The organism is Luteimonas sp. J29, assembly GCF_000472505.1.
GTDB lineage: Bacteria > Pseudomonadota > Gammaproteobacteria > Xanthomonadales > Xanthomonadaceae > Luteimonas.
In genome coordinates, this window is record NZ_AWZR01000001.1 from 487,613 (window position 1) to 502,662 (window position 15,050).

Annotated in this window: 15 protein-coding genes; 8 read left to right on the plus strand and 7 right to left on the minus strand. The window is 73.2% G+C overall.

Annotated features, from left to right (window positions below):
• Nucleotides 1–107: 107 nt before the first annotated feature.
• The 7 genes from LUTJ29_RS0102055 to LUTJ29_RS15805 all read right to left on the minus strand — a co-directional run bounded on the left by LUTJ29_RS0102055 (nucleotide 108) and on the right by LUTJ29_RS15805 (nucleotide 7,695).
• Entirely contained in the window at nucleotides 108–551 is a 444-nt protein-coding gene (locus LUTJ29_RS0102055; protein ID WP_027071092.1) for an HIT family protein, read from the minus strand.
• Nucleotides 552–795: 244 nt separating this feature from the next.
• On the minus strand, nucleotides 796–1,023 hold the full coding sequence (locus LUTJ29_RS0102060) for a hypothetical protein (protein ID WP_027071093.1): 228 nt from the start codon (nucleotides 1,021–1,023) through the stop codon (nucleotides 796–798).
• A 137-nt stretch (nucleotides 1,024–1,160) separates the two neighbouring features.
• A complete protein-coding gene (locus tag LUTJ29_RS15800) occupies nucleotides 1,161–3,098 on the minus strand; it encodes a hypothetical protein (protein WP_043740037.1) in 1,938 nt (645 codons plus the stop codon).
• Between the two features lie 146 nt (nucleotides 3,099–3,244).
• Nucleotides 3,245–5,866 (minus strand): serine/threonine-protein kinase, encoded by a 2,622-nt coding sequence (locus tag LUTJ29_RS0102070; RefSeq protein ID WP_027071094.1) that lies wholly within the window; start codon nucleotides 5,864–5,866, stop codon nucleotides 3,245–3,247.
• Nucleotides 5,856–6,437, minus strand: coding sequence for an ECF-type sigma factor (locus LUTJ29_RS0102075; RefSeq protein WP_027071095.1), 582 nt, complete (start codon nucleotides 6,435–6,437; stop codon nucleotides 5,856–5,858). The genes LUTJ29_RS0102070 and LUTJ29_RS0102075 overlap by 11 nt, the downstream gene beginning before the upstream one ends.
• A gap of 75 nt (nucleotides 6,438–6,512) precedes the next feature.
• Complete coding sequence (locus LUTJ29_RS0102080; protein ID WP_051322599.1) at nucleotides 6,513–7,370, minus strand: EcsC family protein; 858 nt, start codon at nucleotides 7,368–7,370, stop codon at nucleotides 6,513–6,515.
• A gap of 67 nt (nucleotides 7,371–7,437) precedes the next feature.
• On the minus strand, nucleotides 7,438–7,695 hold the full coding sequence (locus LUTJ29_RS15805) for a hypothetical protein (RefSeq protein WP_043740039.1): 258 nt from the start codon (nucleotides 7,693–7,695) through the stop codon (nucleotides 7,438–7,440).
• 898 nt (nucleotides 7,696–8,593) lie between these two features.
• Between LUTJ29_RS15805 and LUTJ29_RS0102090 the strand changes: the two genes are divergently transcribed.
• The 8 genes from LUTJ29_RS0102090 to egtD all read left to right on the plus strand — a co-directional run bounded on the left by LUTJ29_RS0102090 (nucleotide 8,594) and on the right by egtD (nucleotide 14,998).
• Nucleotides 8,594–9,646 carry a glycoside hydrolase family 11 protein gene (locus LUTJ29_RS0102090; RefSeq protein ID WP_027071098.1) on the plus strand — a complete coding sequence of 351 codons (1,053 nt, stop codon included), beginning with the start codon at nucleotides 8,594–8,596 and terminating at the stop codon, nucleotides 9,644–9,646.
• A gap of 13 nt (nucleotides 9,647–9,659) precedes the next feature.
• Nucleotides 9,660–10,577 carry a hypothetical protein gene (locus tag LUTJ29_RS0102095; RefSeq protein ID WP_027071099.1) on the plus strand — a complete coding sequence of 306 codons (918 nt, stop codon included), beginning with the start codon at nucleotides 9,660–9,662 and terminating at the stop codon, nucleotides 10,575–10,577.
• Between the two features lie 107 nt (nucleotides 10,578–10,684).
• The gene (locus LUTJ29_RS15810; protein WP_051322600.1) at nucleotides 10,685–11,218 is read left to right on the plus strand and encodes a hypothetical protein; all 534 of its coding nucleotides are present in this window, start codon (nucleotides 10,685–10,687) and stop codon (nucleotides 11,216–11,218) included.
• A 77-nt stretch (nucleotides 11,219–11,295) separates the two neighbouring features.
• Nucleotides 11,296–11,742, plus strand: coding sequence for a hypothetical protein (locus tag LUTJ29_RS17950; RefSeq protein WP_051322601.1), 447 nt, complete (start codon nucleotides 11,296–11,298; stop codon nucleotides 11,740–11,742).
• A gap of 43 nt (nucleotides 11,743–11,785) precedes the next feature.
• A complete protein-coding gene (locus tag LUTJ29_RS18555) occupies nucleotides 11,786–12,046 on the plus strand; it encodes a hypothetical protein (RefSeq protein ID WP_156911526.1) in 261 nt (86 codons plus the stop codon).
• A 73-nt stretch (nucleotides 12,047–12,119) separates the two neighbouring features.
• Nucleotides 12,120–12,575 (plus strand): PA2169 family four-helix-bundle protein, encoded by a 456-nt coding sequence (locus LUTJ29_RS0102115; RefSeq protein ID WP_027071100.1) that lies wholly within the window; start codon nucleotides 12,120–12,122, stop codon nucleotides 12,573–12,575.
• Between the two features lie 168 nt (nucleotides 12,576–12,743).
• The gene (egtB, locus tag LUTJ29_RS0102120; RefSeq protein ID WP_027071101.1) at nucleotides 12,744–14,039 is read left to right on the plus strand and encodes an ergothioneine biosynthesis protein EgtB; all 1,296 of its coding nucleotides are present in this window, start codon (nucleotides 12,744–12,746) and stop codon (nucleotides 14,037–14,039) included.
• Nucleotides 14,036–14,998 carry an L-histidine N(alpha)-methyltransferase gene (egtD, locus tag LUTJ29_RS0102125; RefSeq protein WP_027071102.1) on the plus strand — a complete coding sequence of 321 codons (963 nt, stop codon included), beginning with the start codon at nucleotides 14,036–14,038 and terminating at the stop codon, nucleotides 14,996–14,998. Before egtB ends, egtD begins: the two co-directional genes overlap by 4 nt.
• The last annotated feature ends 52 nt before the right edge of the window (nucleotides 14,999–15,050 follow it).

Sequence of the window (15,050 nt, forward strand, 5' to 3'; positions counted from 1 at the left end):
GGTCGACACCGGACCCCGGGCGGCGACGCCCGGGGTCCGTGCTTTTTCGCGGGGCGGTTTCGCGCGGGCGCTCCGCGGCGATACCCGTCACGGCACGCGTGCGTGCGCTACGCGCCGGCGGCGATCCGGCGGACCAGCCTGGCCTGCAGTTGTTCGAGCTCGCCGCGGTCGCCCTGCTGCGCGGCGTGGACGCGCATGTCCTGTCCCGCGTAGCGCGGGACGATGTGCACGTGGATGTGGAACACGGTCTGTCCCGCGGCGGCGCCGTTGAACTGCGCCACCTGCACGCCGTCGGGCTGCAGCTCGTCGACGATCGCGCGGGTCAGCCGTTGCACCACCACCATCACCTTGCACAGCGCATCGGTGTCCACGTCGAGCAGGTTGCAGGCGGCCGAGCGCCTGGGGATCACCAGGGTGTGGCCGAAGGACTGCGGATACAGGTCCAGGAAGGCCAGGACGTCGTCGTCCTCGTAGATCCGGTAGCAGGGCGCCTCGCCGCGGATGATCCGCGCGAAGATGTTCTGCGGGTCGTAGGCATCGGTCAGGCTCATCGGCGGCTCCTCGATCGCCGGGGTGGCGCGGCGACCGCGCCGGGACTGCGGCCATCGCGCAAGGGTCGTGCGCAGTATCGTCCATCGCCCGTGGCGGGAGCCGTGCCGCGCATCGCTGCACAGGCCTTCGGTGTCTGCACACCGCTGCACTCCCCGGCCGGCGTCCGGGTCCGGCCATCCAGGCGCGCGCGACCGGGTGCGCGACCAGCGCGGCAGGCAGGGCCTGGAGATCATCGCGCGCCGCTCAGTCCAGGCGCGCGGCGTAGTCGTCGCGGACGTAGCGGTTGAGGTAGGTGTTCAGCCCGGTGCCGGCCTCGGCCAGGCGCTGCATCTGCATCACGTGCAGCGCGCCCGGGTGGCGCGCGTCGTAGCGGTAGGTGCCGCCGCGCCGGAAGCGGATGTCGATCCAGCCCGGCCCGCAGGCGTAGGCGACGATGCCCGAGTCGCCCCCGGTCGAGCGGTACGGCTGCATCGCGGTCCTGGCCCTGCCCATGATGGCGAGGCTGCCAGCCCCGCGCGCACGGACGCGTGAGCGCAAGGTCGGCAGTTGGATTCCGGAAGACCCCCGCCGGGGCGGGGGCCTGTGTTCCCGGCACGGCCAGGGCGTGCTCAGAGGTCGATGCCGAAGCCGAGGCCGGCCGAGCGTTCGTCGCCGCTGAACGCACCGCCGAGCGAGAACGACGCGCGACCCACGCGCTTGCCGTAGCCCACCGACAGCCCGCGCTCGCCGCCCTGGAAGCCCACGCCCACGGCGACGCGCCCGCGTTCGCTGCCGGCGCCGGCCGCGTTGATCGCCATGTTGAGCATGGCCGTGCCCATCGCGCCCATGCGGTCGATGCGGCGGTCCTGGCGGTGCAGGCGGCGGTCGAGCTGGTCGAAGCGGTCCTCCAGCACGGCCATGCGGTCGTTGAGCCCGCCCGCGTCGAAGCCGATCAGCTGCTGGATCGCCGTGTCGGTGTAGCGGTTGGCCGAGCTCAGCGTGGCCGCGTCGCCGCTGTCCATGTCCTCGCGGATCGCCACTTCGCGCTCGTCCGTATACGCACCGGCCGAGGCCAGGGTGGCGGTGTCGCCCGCCTCGGAGACCTCGCCGGCAATGGCCTGCACCTGCGCCTCGGTCAGGCCGTCCCCGCCGCCGGCCGGGCCGGGCGGTCCGACCAGCGACGCCAGCCAGTCGTCCTCGCTGCCGGTGTAGCCGTTGCCCACCGCCACCTCGTAGGCGCTCAGCCCGCGCGGCCCGGGCGTGCCGCCCGGCGTGGATTCGAGAATGCCGACGCGTTCGTCCAGGCCCGCGAGCGCACCATCGACGGCCGCGAACGCATCGCCCACCGAGCCGTGGCTGCTGCCCTGGACCACGAACGCCGGCGCCGTCCAGGCACCGCCCGCGAACGCCGCGCCGCCGCCGAGGTAGGACGCGACGGTGCTGCCCATCGCGTGCAGCTGGGCCACGTTCACCGCATCGGTGGCTGCCGTGCCGGCGGCGACGCGGACCAGCCGCCGCTCGCTGCCCGCGTCGCCGAAGGACACGGTATCGGCCTCGGTGGCTACCGCGCCGTTGCCGATCGCGACGGCATTGGCGGCCGCGGAGCCGACCTCGGTGTTGCGGCCGATCGCGATGCCGTCCGCGGCGAGCGCCCGGGCATTGCGGCCGACGGCGACGGTGTCGTCCGCCGCGGCCCGGTTCTCGTAGCCGATCGCGACGCTGTAGCGCCCTTCCGCGGTGGCCGTGTCGCCGAAGGCGCTCGAACTGATGCCGCTCGCCCCGGCGCCCGATCCGACCGCCACGGCCCCCGCGCCGCTGGCGCTGCTGCTTGATCCCATCGCGATGGACACAACGGCGGTGGCGCTGTTGTTGCTGCCGACGGCCACGCTGCCCATGGCCGATGCCGTGTTCTGGAAGCCGAACGCGACGCTCAGCTGCCCGCCCGCGTCGTTGTTGCGGCCGAACGCGGAACTGTTGCCGCCGCTGGCGGTGTTGTTGGAGCCGAACGCGCTGTCGCCGGTGCCGCTGGCGGTGTTGCCGATGCCGAACGCCATCGCGGTGAAGCCGCTGGCGGTGTTGTCGCGACCGAAGCCGGCGGCATTGTCGCCGGCGACCTCGTTGGCCGCGCCGAAGGCGCCGCTGTTGCTCCCGGTCACCGTATTGCTGCGGCCGAAGGCGTTGCTGGAACTGCCGTCGACGGTATTGCGCGCGCCGAACGCGCTGGAGTCGCCGGCGCCGCTGACAGTGTTGCCCCAGCCGAACGCGCTGGCCCGGGTGGCGCGGGCGATGTTGCCGTAGCCGAAGGCGTTGCTCTCGACGGCGCTGGCGTTGTTGCCGCGGCCATAGGCATTGGCGGCGGGGCTGCAGGTACTGTTGCGATCGCCGTGCTCGTTGCCCTGGGTGCGGATCAGGGTGTCGCCGCTCTGCTCCCACGCGCCGGTGGCGTCGTTGAACGTCCAGCAGCCGGGGCCGGCGGGATCGGCCCTGGCCGCGGGCACCGCGACGGTCAGGCCGATAGCCAGCGCCAGCGGCGCGAGCGGCAGCAGGGTACGGGAATTCGGGGTCATGCCGTGGATCTCCTGGTTCGATTGGCTGGATGCGTGCCGCATGCCTGCTCGAGGCGCGGACGTCCATCCACGAGATCCGGGGACGGGAACTGACAGGGGGTGCCGGCGGGCCGTCGGGCCGCCTTCGGCAGTCGGCAGGCCTGCCGTCAGGGCAGGACGAGGCAGCTGGCGTCCGCGGGCGCGGCGATGCACGCCGCCAGCGGGGGACGCTGCGCCTGCTGGCCCAGTTCGGCGACCAGCGCGTCGTGCGCGCGCTCGTCGCCGGTCGCGTGGGCGAGCAGCAGCGAGAGCATCCATGGCCGCATCCAGTAGCGGCCCTCGGGGTCGGGTGGGTTCGACGCGCGCAGCGCGGCGGCGCGCCGGGCCGCGGAGGTGTGGTCGCCCCGCGCGTAGTCGAGTTCGGCGAAGGCCTGCCCATGGGCCATGGGCGTGGTGGCGTCCGCCCCTGCAGCGCAGCCGGCCAGGATCGCAGCCGCGTCGGCCAGGCGGCCGGCTCGGACCAGCACGCTCGCCTGCGTTCCGCAGCTGGACTGCCCGGTCGGCGTGTCGCGCAGGCCAAGTTCGCCCAGGATCTCCCAGCTGCGGTCCAGGTCCCGCAGCGCGGCCCCGTGGTCGCCGAGGGCCGTATGCACATAACCCGAGAACATGAAGCACGCCTGCACGTGCAGGTCGCTCAGGCCGAGTTCGCGGGAGATGCCGTTGGCGGTGGCGTAGTGCGGCGCGGCCTCGTCGTAGCGGCCGCGCAGGTGCAGCAGCGCGGCGAGCTGGCAGTGCGCCGCGGCGCGGTTGTCGTGCGGACGCTGGTACACGCGCTCGGCGAGGCGGACCGCTTCGGACGCGACTTCCTCGGCGCGTGCGAACTCGCCGGCGCGGCTGAGGGTCGGCACCTGGTCGGCGAGGGTGGCGACATACATGCCGCTGTCCGGCCCATCGATCTCGCGCGACAGGCGCAGGTGCTCCTCGGCCAGCGCCACCAGGCGCCCGGTCTCTTCGGGCGCGGTCACGCTGAGCGCGGCGGTCAGGCCGTCGAGCGCGGTCAGGTGCAGCTCCGTGTTTTCCAGTCCGTGCGCGGGCAGCGCCTGGATCACGTCCTCGAACGCGGCAAGCGCCGCTTCCGGATCGCCCGCGAACAGGGCCATCCCGAGGGCGACCGTGGCGTCGAGTCGCGGCTGCGGGTCCCCGGTCAGCGACTCGTGCCGCTCGCCCAGTTCGACGGCCGTGCGCGCATGGCGCAGCGAGGACTCGCCGTCACCGAGGTGGCGTGCCAGTTCGCTCAGGACCTGTTCGACCTGCACGCGCTCGCGGGAGGCGCCCGGCGCGTGGCTGGCGAACAGGTTGCGCGCCTGCACCAGGTCCTCGCGCGCCCGGTCGAATTCGTTCAGGCGCAGCCGGGCCTCGCCGGTGAGCAGCAGGATGTCGGCGGCCGCGAGTGGATCGGTGGCCAGGAGCGTCGAGCGCGCGCGCTGCGCGCCCTCGTCGAGCAGGTCCAGCGCGGTCGGCACGCCGCCGGCCGCGGGCCGGGTGGACGCGAACACGCGCTGCAGGAAATCGCGCACCAGGATCGCGCGCTGCGCCTGGACCTGCGCGTTCTCCGCTTCGCGGCGGGTCTGCCCGGCCTGCCACACGGTGGCGCCGATGCCGGCGGCCAGGCTGGCGGCCAGCAGCAGCGACGCGGCGACGCCGACGCGGTTGCGCGCGGCGAACTTGCGCGCGCGGTAGCCCCAGCCGGGCGTCTGCGCCAGCACCGGCAGGCCGTCGAGCCAGCGGCGCAGGTCGTCGGCCAGCGCCTCGGCGGTGGAATAGCGCTGCCCCGGTTCCTCGGCCAGGGCCTTGAGCAGGACCCGGTCCAGGTCGCTGCGCAGCGGCACGTAGTGGCGGTGGTAGGCGTCGGAGGCCTGGCGCACCAGCAGCGAGGGGCGGGTGGTGTCGCTGCCGTCGGTGGCCGATTGCGGCGTACGCCCGGTCAGCAGCCGGTGCAGCAGGGCGCCCAGGCCGTAGATGTCGATCGCGGTGCTGGCCTGGTCGCCGCGCAGCTGCTCGGGCGCCGCGTAGCCGGGGGTCATGGCGCGCCACATGGTCTGGGTGCGTTCGCCGGTGGCGTCGGCGAACTGGCCGATGCCGAAGTCGAGCAGGCGCACGTGGCCGGCCGCGTCCACCAGCACGTTCGACGGCTTGAGGTCGCGGTGGATCACTAGGTTGCGGTGCGCGTAGGCCACCGCGTCGCAGACCTGCAGGTACAGACGCACGATGGTGCGCGCGTCCAGGCCGTGGCTGTCGCAATAGCGGTCGATGCGTTCGCCCTCCACCAGCGGCATCGCCAGCCAGCAGGTGCCGTCGTCGGCCACGCCCGAGTCGACCAGCGCGGCGGCGTTGGGGTGGTTGAGGCGGGCCAGGATCTCGGTCTCGCGCTGGAAGCGTTCGCGCCCCGCGGCGCCCAGCGCGCCGAGCGTCAGCACCTTCAGCGCCGCCTGCTGGCGCGCCGCGCCGCGTTCGCGCCAGGCGCGGTGGACCACGGCCATGCCGCCGCGGCCCAGCTCCTCCTCCAGCGTCCATCCGCCCAGGCGCCGGCCGGCCAGGCCGCCGCTGGCCGGATCGAGCGCGGCGCTGGGCCGCAGGTGCGCGGCGATCAGTTGCTCGAGCCGGCGGCGTACCGGCTCCGGTGCGTCCAGGGCCGCCAGCCAGGCCTCGCGACCGGTTCCGGGCAGGTCCAGCCACTGGTCGAAGAGCGCATCGGCCTGCCGCCACTGCGCCAGCTTGTCAGGCTCCATCGCGCACCCCGTTGCCCGCTTCGTCATCGAGCATCGCCTGCAGGAATGCGCGCGCGCGGTCCCATTCCCGGTAGACGGTGCGCTCGGAGATGTCGAGCATCGAGGCGATGTCGGCGAACTCCATGCCCGCCAGCCAGCGCAGCTCCACGATCTGGCGCCGCCGCGGGCTGATGGCGTCCAGCGCCTGCAGGCCCTGCTCCAGCGCGAGCATGCTGGTGCGCGCCTGCGGTGCGTCGGGGATCCGGTCGTCGAGGCTGACCATGACCTGGTCGCCGCCGCGCTTGCCGGTGGCGCGCTGGCGCGCGTGCTCGACCAGGATCCAGCGCATCGCCCGCGCCGAGGCGGCGAAGAAGTGCTGGCGATCGACCACCGACAGCGGCGCGCCCTGGCTGATGCGCAGGAACAGCTCGTGCACCAGCACCGTCGGGGTAAGGGTGGAGTCGCGCCCGGCCATGCGCGAACCGGCCAGTCGCCGCAGCTCCGGGTACAGGGCTTCGAACACCGCATCCATGCGCGCTGTTCCGCCATCGCGCGCCTGCGCGAGCAGCTGGGTGATGTCTTCGCCTGGCACGCCTTGCGACCTGGTGGCTCGCGGCCGACGCTAGCATCCGCCCGGATGGGGCGCAAACCGCCGCGGTGGCGTGGCTCAGGCCACGGGGCGATCCCCGGCCTCGTTCCCCAGCGCGAGGTAGGCGCGGCGCACGACGTCGGCGCCGTAGCGGCGCTCCAGCCGGCGCACCGTGAAGTGCCCCTGGGCCATGGCCTGGAAATGGCGCATGAACAGCGTGTTGAGCGTGGCGCCGGTGACCGCGCCGACCAGCGGCACCGCCTGCAGCGCCAGCTTCTGGCTCACGTTGACCGAGAACCGCGAGGCGATCGCCGACAGCAGCTGCACGATCAGCGGCCCGCCCTTGCCGACCAGGCCGTGCACGGCCACGTACTCGGCCGCCGCCGCGACCTGCTGCGCCAGCACCGCGCGCGCCGCGAAGTAGCCGGATTCCGCGCCGTCGTCGCTGCTGCTGCGCCCGCCCATGGTCAGCACCTCGAAGCAGGCCAGGGTCGTGGCGCGATCGTCCAGCGATTCGCCCTCGGCGCGCGCGATCTCTGCGATCGAACGCAGGATCACCGTGGTGGTCACCGGCAGCTCCACCGCCAGCCCGGCGAGGCCGAACGCGCCTCCGGCCGCGCCGCTCGCCGCCGCGACCAGGGCATGGGTGCGCGTGCGCGGCGGACGCGCGCCGCGCTTGTCGAGCGTGGCCACGGCGGCGCGCAGCGACTGGTGCAGGGCAGAGCGCACCAGCGCATTGACCAGGCGCGTGGCGGGCGCGGGCAGGCGCCGGGTCATCACGTACTCGAGCGGCGCGCCGACGGCGTTGGCCAGCTGCGCGGCCAGCCCGGGCGTCTCCAGCCGGGCGTGGGCGCGCCGCAACTCCTCGTACGCCGCTGGATCGAGACCGGTATCGCCGTCGGGCAACGGCAGCGCAACGGGCAGGGGATGGCTCATGGGAACACGGTAGCAGCGTCCGGCCGCGGTGGCGCCCGGACGGGGTGGGTGGATCCGGCAGCGGGCGTCAGTGCGGCTGGCCCGCGAGGCGGTTGCCGTCGACGGCGACGATGCGGTCCAGCCGCACCCATTCGCCGGAGCCGAGCCGGACGTGCTCGGCGCCGTCCCGGGTCACGACGTCGAGCACCCGTGCGTGCAGGCGCCGCAGCGCGCCACCCTCGTCGATGAACTCGACGAGCGCAGGCGCACGGCGCGTGGCGGTCGCCTCGATCACGTCGAGCAGGTTGCAGGAAGCGGGTTGGACGAGGGCAGGGGTCTGGCTCATGGGGGCAGGGACGCGGGCACGGGGCGCGGCGTGACAGGGAACCGTCGGGGTCGCGCCCGGGGGGACGCAGGCGCACGACGTTGCCATGCCGCGCCTGAGCGGATCGTGATGGAGGCGTGGTGCCACGAAAGGGCGTCGCCGCCGGCCCGCTCCCGGATGTCGCCGCCGCGGTGCGTGGGAAGGTGCGGCCTGCGACGGTCCGTTCGTCCTCCCGTGTGCCCGGCGGGAAGCGCGGGGGCGCCCGCGAGGCCGTGAACGCCGTGCCGGCACGCCGGCCGGGAGAGCCCCCTGGGCGACGTCCATCGCCGCGCGACGAATGCGGGCGTTGCGCCATCGCCCGGGACGTGCGCCGTCCGCGTTCGAATGGCGCTGGACCGGCACGATGCGCTGCACCATCGTGCGGGCAGGAGCGTCAATGGCGAACGTCGCTGCCGCGCGCCGACCGCGAAAACGAGTGGATGGTTCCGGGCGCAACGATCAATGCGTAAAGGGCGGATGCAGGCGTCGTAAAAAACCCGTATGCCTCGCGCGGCGAGCGCCAGTCGCGCGCGCGAACCGCGAACGCCGTCGCTTTTCCCGCCCCTGCCCGGTGATTTACTTGCGCCGCCGACTGGTAGCGCTACCAATGCCGGTCGGCGCCTGCACACAAGTCCATACAAGCGCGACAGCGCAGCAGGCCGTAGCGGTACACCCAGGGAGGGATATGCCGTGTCGACCAGTCCAGGCCCACGCCGCCCGCCGTGGCGGCGTCCGATCCGCAGCCCGTCGCCGCCGGATCCACGCCACCGGGCGCATGCCACCGCGTGCCGCCACGGGCCTGGCGCCCTCCGAACCAACCCCTGACCCGCGCCCCGTCCGCACGCGGTCCGCGGCGCGGGCGCATCTTCGGAGACCCAACATGACCAGGAACAACCGCCGTCGCATCCTGTCCGCCACCGCGCTGCTGTGCGCCACCGGCTTGCTCGCCGGCGCGGCGCACGCGCAGACGCTCAACAACAACGCCACCGGCACCCACGACGGCTACTTCTACACGTTCTGGAAGGACTCGGGCAGCGCGTCGATGACCCTGCATTCGGGCGGGCGCTACAGCTCGCAGTGGAACAACAGCACCAACAACTGGGTCGGCGGCAAGGGCTGGAACCCGGGCGGCCCGCGCGTCGTGAACTACTCCGGCTATTACGGCGTCGACAACAGCCAGAACTCCTACCTCGCCCTGTACGGCTGGACCCGCAATCCGCTGGTCGAGTACTACGTGATCGAGAGCTACGGTTCGTACAACCCGGCCAACTGCGCCGGTGGCCAGGACTTCGGCAGCTTCCAGAGCGACGGCGCCACCTACAACGTCCGCCGCTGCCTGCGCGTCAACGCGCCTTCGATCGAGGGCGACAACAGCACGTTCTACCAGTACTTCAGCGTGCGCAACCCGAAGAAGGGCTTCGGCAGCATCTCCGGCACGATCACCGTGGCCAACCACTTCAACTACTGGGCCAGCCGCGGCCTGAACCTGGGCAACCACGACTACATGGTGCTGGCCACCGAGGGCTACCAGAGTTACGGCAGCAGCGACATCACGGTGAGCTCCGGGGGCGGCAACAATCCGCCGCCGGGCGGCGGCAGCAAGACCATCGTCGTCCGCGCACGCGGCACCAGCGGCGGCGAGGTGATCAACTTCAAGGTCAACAACCAGACCATCGCCACCTGGACGCTCGGCACGACGATGAACAACTACACCGTGACCACGTCCGCATCGGGCGGCACCCTGGTCGAGTTCATCAACGACGGCGCCAACCGCGACGTGCAGGTGGACTACATCAGCGTCAACGGGCAGATCCGCCAGGCCGAGGACCAGACCTACAACACCGGCGTGTACCAGAACGGCCAGTGCGGCGGCGGCAACGGCCGCAGCGAGTGGCTGCACTGCAACGGCGCGATCGGCTTCGACAACATCTGAGCGGAGGCGCGCGATGGCACCGCACCGTGCATCCTGGCCGGCGCTGGCGGTGGCGGCCGCGCTCGGTGCCGGTGCCACCGCGCTGGCGACAAGGCTGGCGGGCGGCGACGCCCGCCAGTGTCCCGCCGCCGCCACGGCGGCGCCGGCCATCGCGGCGCCTGCGCCAGCGACGGCCGGCGCGCGGCCCGTGGCCGCCGCCGTTGCGGACACGTCCGGCCACGCGGTGCGCGGGGGCGCGCGCGCCGGCGTCCCCGATCCGGCATACAGCGCCGCCCGGGCGCCGGACGTCGACCGGCAGGTCAAGGACCTGCTTGCCCTGCCACCGGACGGGCGCCGCGACATGCGCGGCAAGCTCGCCGACTTCCTCGCGGCGCATCCCGACCACGAAGGCATCGCCCTGGCCAGTCGCGGGGTCGCCAGCCTCGCCGCCAACCGCGACATGCTTCCGGACGCGGCGATCGCCGCGCTCTACCTGGAGCAGGAATCGCCCGAGTTCAGGCGGGTGCTGGCCCAGGTGGCCTCGCTGCGCGGCGACAACCGGTTGATCGAACTGCACGCCGCCGAAGCCGGCCTCGGACTGCATGCGCCGCAGGCCGCCGAACGCCAGCGGGCCCTGGCCGAGCTGGCGCGTACCCGGCATGTCGCGGCCGCCGACCTGGCCGCCCCGCTGCTGGCCGACCACGACACCGGCGTCGTGCTCGAAGCCCTGCTCGCGCTGCGCGCCACCGGCAACGAGCGGCACGTCGCGCTGGTGGACGCGCTGCGCGACCATCCCGACGAAGGCGTGCGCTGGCTGGCGCGCGACGTGGCGGGGGAATTGCGCATGCTCAGCGAACATGCGCGGACCCGCGTCGCCGCGCGCGACCTGGAGGCCGAGCTCCCGCCGCTTCCGCCGCCGCCGATCGACTGCGCCCTGGCCGCGAGGGGCTGACCCGCGTGCCGGCGCGGGATTTTCCGACAGCCGCGCCAGCCGCTGTCCGACGGCGCGCCCGCCGCGCGCCTGCCACGCTCGGCCGACACGATCGCAAGGACGCGACCATGGCCTGCCTCGACCTTCCGGGGATCGCGCAGCACGTCGTCCAGTGCGGGCCAGGCCGCACCGGACGCTTCGACAGCGACGACGACCGCGCCGGCTACCTGCGCGAGCTGGCGGCCGCCGCCCATGCCGAGTACTGCCACCTGCACGCCTACGCGCTGCTCGACCGGCACGCGCACCTGCTGCTGACGCCGGTCGCGCCCGGGCAGGCCATCCGCATGATGCGCGCGCTGGAACGGCGCCTGGCGCGCCCGTTCGCATGGCGCTGCCACAGCCTGGCGCCGTTCGACGACGGCGCCGTGCTGGCGTGCCAGCGCGGGATCGAACTGGCGCCGGTGCGCGCCGGGCTGGCCCCGCGTCCCGGCCGCTACCGCTGGGCGAGTTACGCCGGCAACGCCCCGTCCGTGTCCGATCCGCTGCTGCAGCCGCACCGCGCCTGGCTGGCGCTGGGTCGCGACGCGGCCGCGCGCCGGCGCGCCTGGGCGGCGTTCGTGGACGCTGGTCTGCGCGCCCCGGACGCCCATGCCTGTCGATGAGGCCCACCCGCCCTCGGCGCGAACGCACCGTCATCGCGACGGTCCGCGCAACAGACCCCCGCCACCAGGAGCATCCAATGAAGCTGCTTGCATCCGTCGTCGCCATCGCGATCCTCGCCACGTCGCCGGGCCTGCGCGCCCGCCCCGGGGCCGACGCCACCGCCTGCGAGCGCAATTTCACCGTCGACGGCTCGTTCCTGGGCGGACGGACCTATGCCACGCAGGCCGACGTGCCCGGAGCGACGTATCCCGACGCGCTCTACCGCGTGCGCGACAAGCTCGTGGAGCAGGGCCTGGAGGTGGTCGCGGTGCAGGAGAAGAACGGCTACATCCGTGCCAACAACGCCGTGCGCGGCGGCGAGGGAGGCAGCGCGAACGCGCCGCTGCGCGGCTATGTCACGCGCGTGGACGCCTCCACGGTGAACGTGTCCCTGCAGCTGGTCATCCACGGTGGGCAGTCGGCCAACCGCAAGGTGGTGATGAAGTACCTGTGCGACGCGGTCGAGGCGGCCTCGGCCGGATGACGGCTCATGCCGGGCGCTGCGCGTCATCGCCGCGCACTTGCCGGTGGAAGTCGATGTCGAGCCCTTCCCCGGAGTCGGCCAGGCGCTGCGGCTCCATCGCGTGCAGCGCGCGGGGATGGGGCGCGTGGCAGCGGTGCCGGCTGCCGTCGTGGAGACGCAGCACGATCCAGCGGGGGTCGTATTCGCAGGCTTCGACGCGATCCGCGAGCCGATCGATCCTGCTTCACGCGGTACCTCGTTGCCCGCTGCAGCATGCATCGGCGCGGGTGAAATCGCTGCGCCGCGCATGGCGGCGAATGAATGATCGATGCACATGGTTTCGACGGTCGCTTCATGCCGCGCCGCGCACACTGCATGCACCCCACACGGAGACACGCATGAACACCGAACGCAGGATCCAGCACAGCCTCAACGACCTGATCGAGATCGCGCGCGACGGCGCCGCCTTCTACGGCGATGCCGCGGCGAAGGTCGACAACGCCGAGCTGGCCAACCTGTTCCGGCGGATGGCGGGGCACAAGCAGGAGATCGTGAGCGGGCTGACCGCCGAGGTCGCCGCGACGGGCGGCGAGCCGGCCGGACACGGCACGCTGGTCGGCACCATGCACAAGATGTACGCGAAGGCGCGCGCCGCGCTGGGCAACACCGACTACGCCTACGTGGCCGAACTCGAGGAGCTGGAGGACCGGCTGCTGGAGGCGTTCCGCGAGACGCTCGAGGACGCCGACACCCCGGCCGGGGCCCGCGCGGCCGCGCAGCGCTACCTGCCGCGGGTGGTGGAATGCCACGACATCATGCGCAACCGGAAGATCGCGCTGAAGCACGCGGCCTGAGGCCGCAGGCCCATGCTGCACCGCCGCAGGGACGGGCCGTGGTCCAGGCCCTCTCCGGCGGCAACGTCCTCCCGGAACGGGGGTCGGCGGCCATCGACAACGATGTCGTGGCCCCCGGACCCCGGTTATCCACAGCCCATGGCGCGCGGCGGTGCTAGCCTTCGCGCCATGTCGGTTACCAACGCAACCTTCCTCTCGCCCCAGGAAGCGGCGCTCGCCGTGCGCTACCGGGCCCTGCGTGCACGCACCCGCCGGCTCGCCGCGCCCCTGAGCCCCGAGGATGCCCAGGTCCAGTCGATGCACGACGCCAGTCCCACCAAGTGGCACCTGGCGCATACGACCTGGTTCTTCGTCCGCTTCGTCCTCGACGACCCGTCGGCGATCCCGGAGGGCTGGGCGCGGCTGCTCAACAGCTATTACACCGGCGCCGGCGAGAGCCATCCGCGCCTGCTGCGCGGCCTGCTCACGCGGCCGACGCTGGAGCAGGTGCTGGCCTGGCGCGACGACGTGGACGCGCGCGTGCTGCGCGTGCTGGAGGAAGGCCGGCTCGACGACGCGCGGCTGGTCGCGCTGCGCATGGGCATGCAGCACGAGGAACAGCACCAGGAACTGCTGCTCACCGACATCAAGCACGCCCTGTGGTGCAATCCGCTCGGTCCGGCCTACCGCGAGGACCTGCCCGCGCCCCACAGTGCGCCGGGTCGCGCCGACCCCGGCGTGCGCTGGCTGCATCGCGACGAGACGGTGGTGGAGATCGGCGCGCCGCGCTGGCCGGACGACGGCGCGGAGTTCGCCTTCGACATCGAGAGTCCGCGCCACCGCGTGCTGGTCCCGGCCCACGCCATCGCGCAGCGCCCGGTGACCAACGCAGAGTTCGCCGAGTTCATCGCCGACGGTGGTTACGACACGCCCACGCTCTGGCTGGCCGACGGCTGGGACCTGGCCCAGCGCGAAGGCTGGCGCCGTCCGCTGTACTGGCACGAGGACGGCGTGCGCGAATTCACCCTGGGCGGCTGGCGCGAGCGCGATCCGCACGCCCCGGTCTGCCACCTCTGCCAGTACGAGGCCGACGCGTTCGCGCGTTGGGCCGGCGCGCGCCTGCCGACCGAGGCCGAGTGGGAGATGGCGGCCAGCGCCTGCGAAGTGGACGGCAACTTCGCCGACGACGACGCGCCGCTGCACACCGTGGCGCCGCGTCCCGCCGTGGACGCGGACGCGCCGGCCGACATGTTCGGCAATGCCTGGGAATGGACGTGCAGCCCCTACGTCGCGTATCCGGGCTTCCGCGTCCTGCCCGGCATCCTCGGCGAGTACAACGGCAAGTTCATGAGCGGCCAGGTCGTGCTGCGGGGCGGCAGCTGCGCGACGCCGCGCGGGCACGTGCGCGCCAGCTACCGCAACTTCTTCCCGCCGTCCGCACGCTGGCAGTTCGCCGGCCTGCGGCTGGCAAAGGACGCCGGTTGACCGCAGCACCGGTCCCGACGGACCTGCATCCCAGCGCCGACGACATCACCGGCGACGTGCTGCGCGGACTGTCGCAGGATCCGAAGCGCCTGCCCTCGAAGTATTTCTACGACCAGCGCGGATCGGAGCTGTTCGAGGCCATCACCCGCCTGCCCGAGTACTACCTGACCCGGGTGGAAACCGCCCTGCTGGCCGAACGCGGCGCGGAGATCGCCGACGCGGTCGGACCCCGCGCCCACGTCGTCGAGCCGGGCAGCGGCAGCGGGCGCAAGACGCGCCTGCTGCTCGGGGCGTTGCGCGACCCGGTCGCGTACACGCCCATCGACCTCGCGCGGGACGCGCTCTCCGCCGGTGCGCAGCGGCTGCAGGCGGCATTCCCGGCGATCGAGGTGCTGCCGGTCATCGCCGATTTCACCCGGCCCGTGCCGCTGCCGCGTCCCGCGCGCGACGCCCGCTCGGTGCTGGTGTTCTTCCCCGGCTCGACCCTGGGCAACTTCACCCGCGACGAAGCCGTGGACCTGCTGCGTGCCTTGCGCACGACCATGGGCGACGGGGGCGCCGCCCTGCTGGGCCTCGACCTGGAGAAGGATCCGGCCGTGGTCGAGGCCGCCTACAACGACGCAGCGGGCGTCACCGCCGAATTCACCCTCAACCTGCTGCGCCGCCTCAACCGCGACGTGGGCAGCGATTTCGACCTCGGGGCGTTCGCGCACCGCGCGCGCTACATCGCGGACGAGGGACGCATCGTGACCACGCTCGAGAGCCTGCGCGACCAGGTGGTGACGGTCGCCGGACGCCGCTTCGCGTTCGCCCGCGGCGAGCAGATGCAGGTCGAGCAGAGCCAGAAGTACACCGATGCCCGCATCGCCGACATCGCCGCGGGCGCGGGGCTGCGCGTGGTGGCGGCATGGAACGACCTGCGCGACTGGTTCGGACTCAGGCTGCTGCGCCCCGCCTGACGGCGTCCGCGCCACGTCCCCCGCCCACCGGGGAAACCTCCGCCTGCCGCCG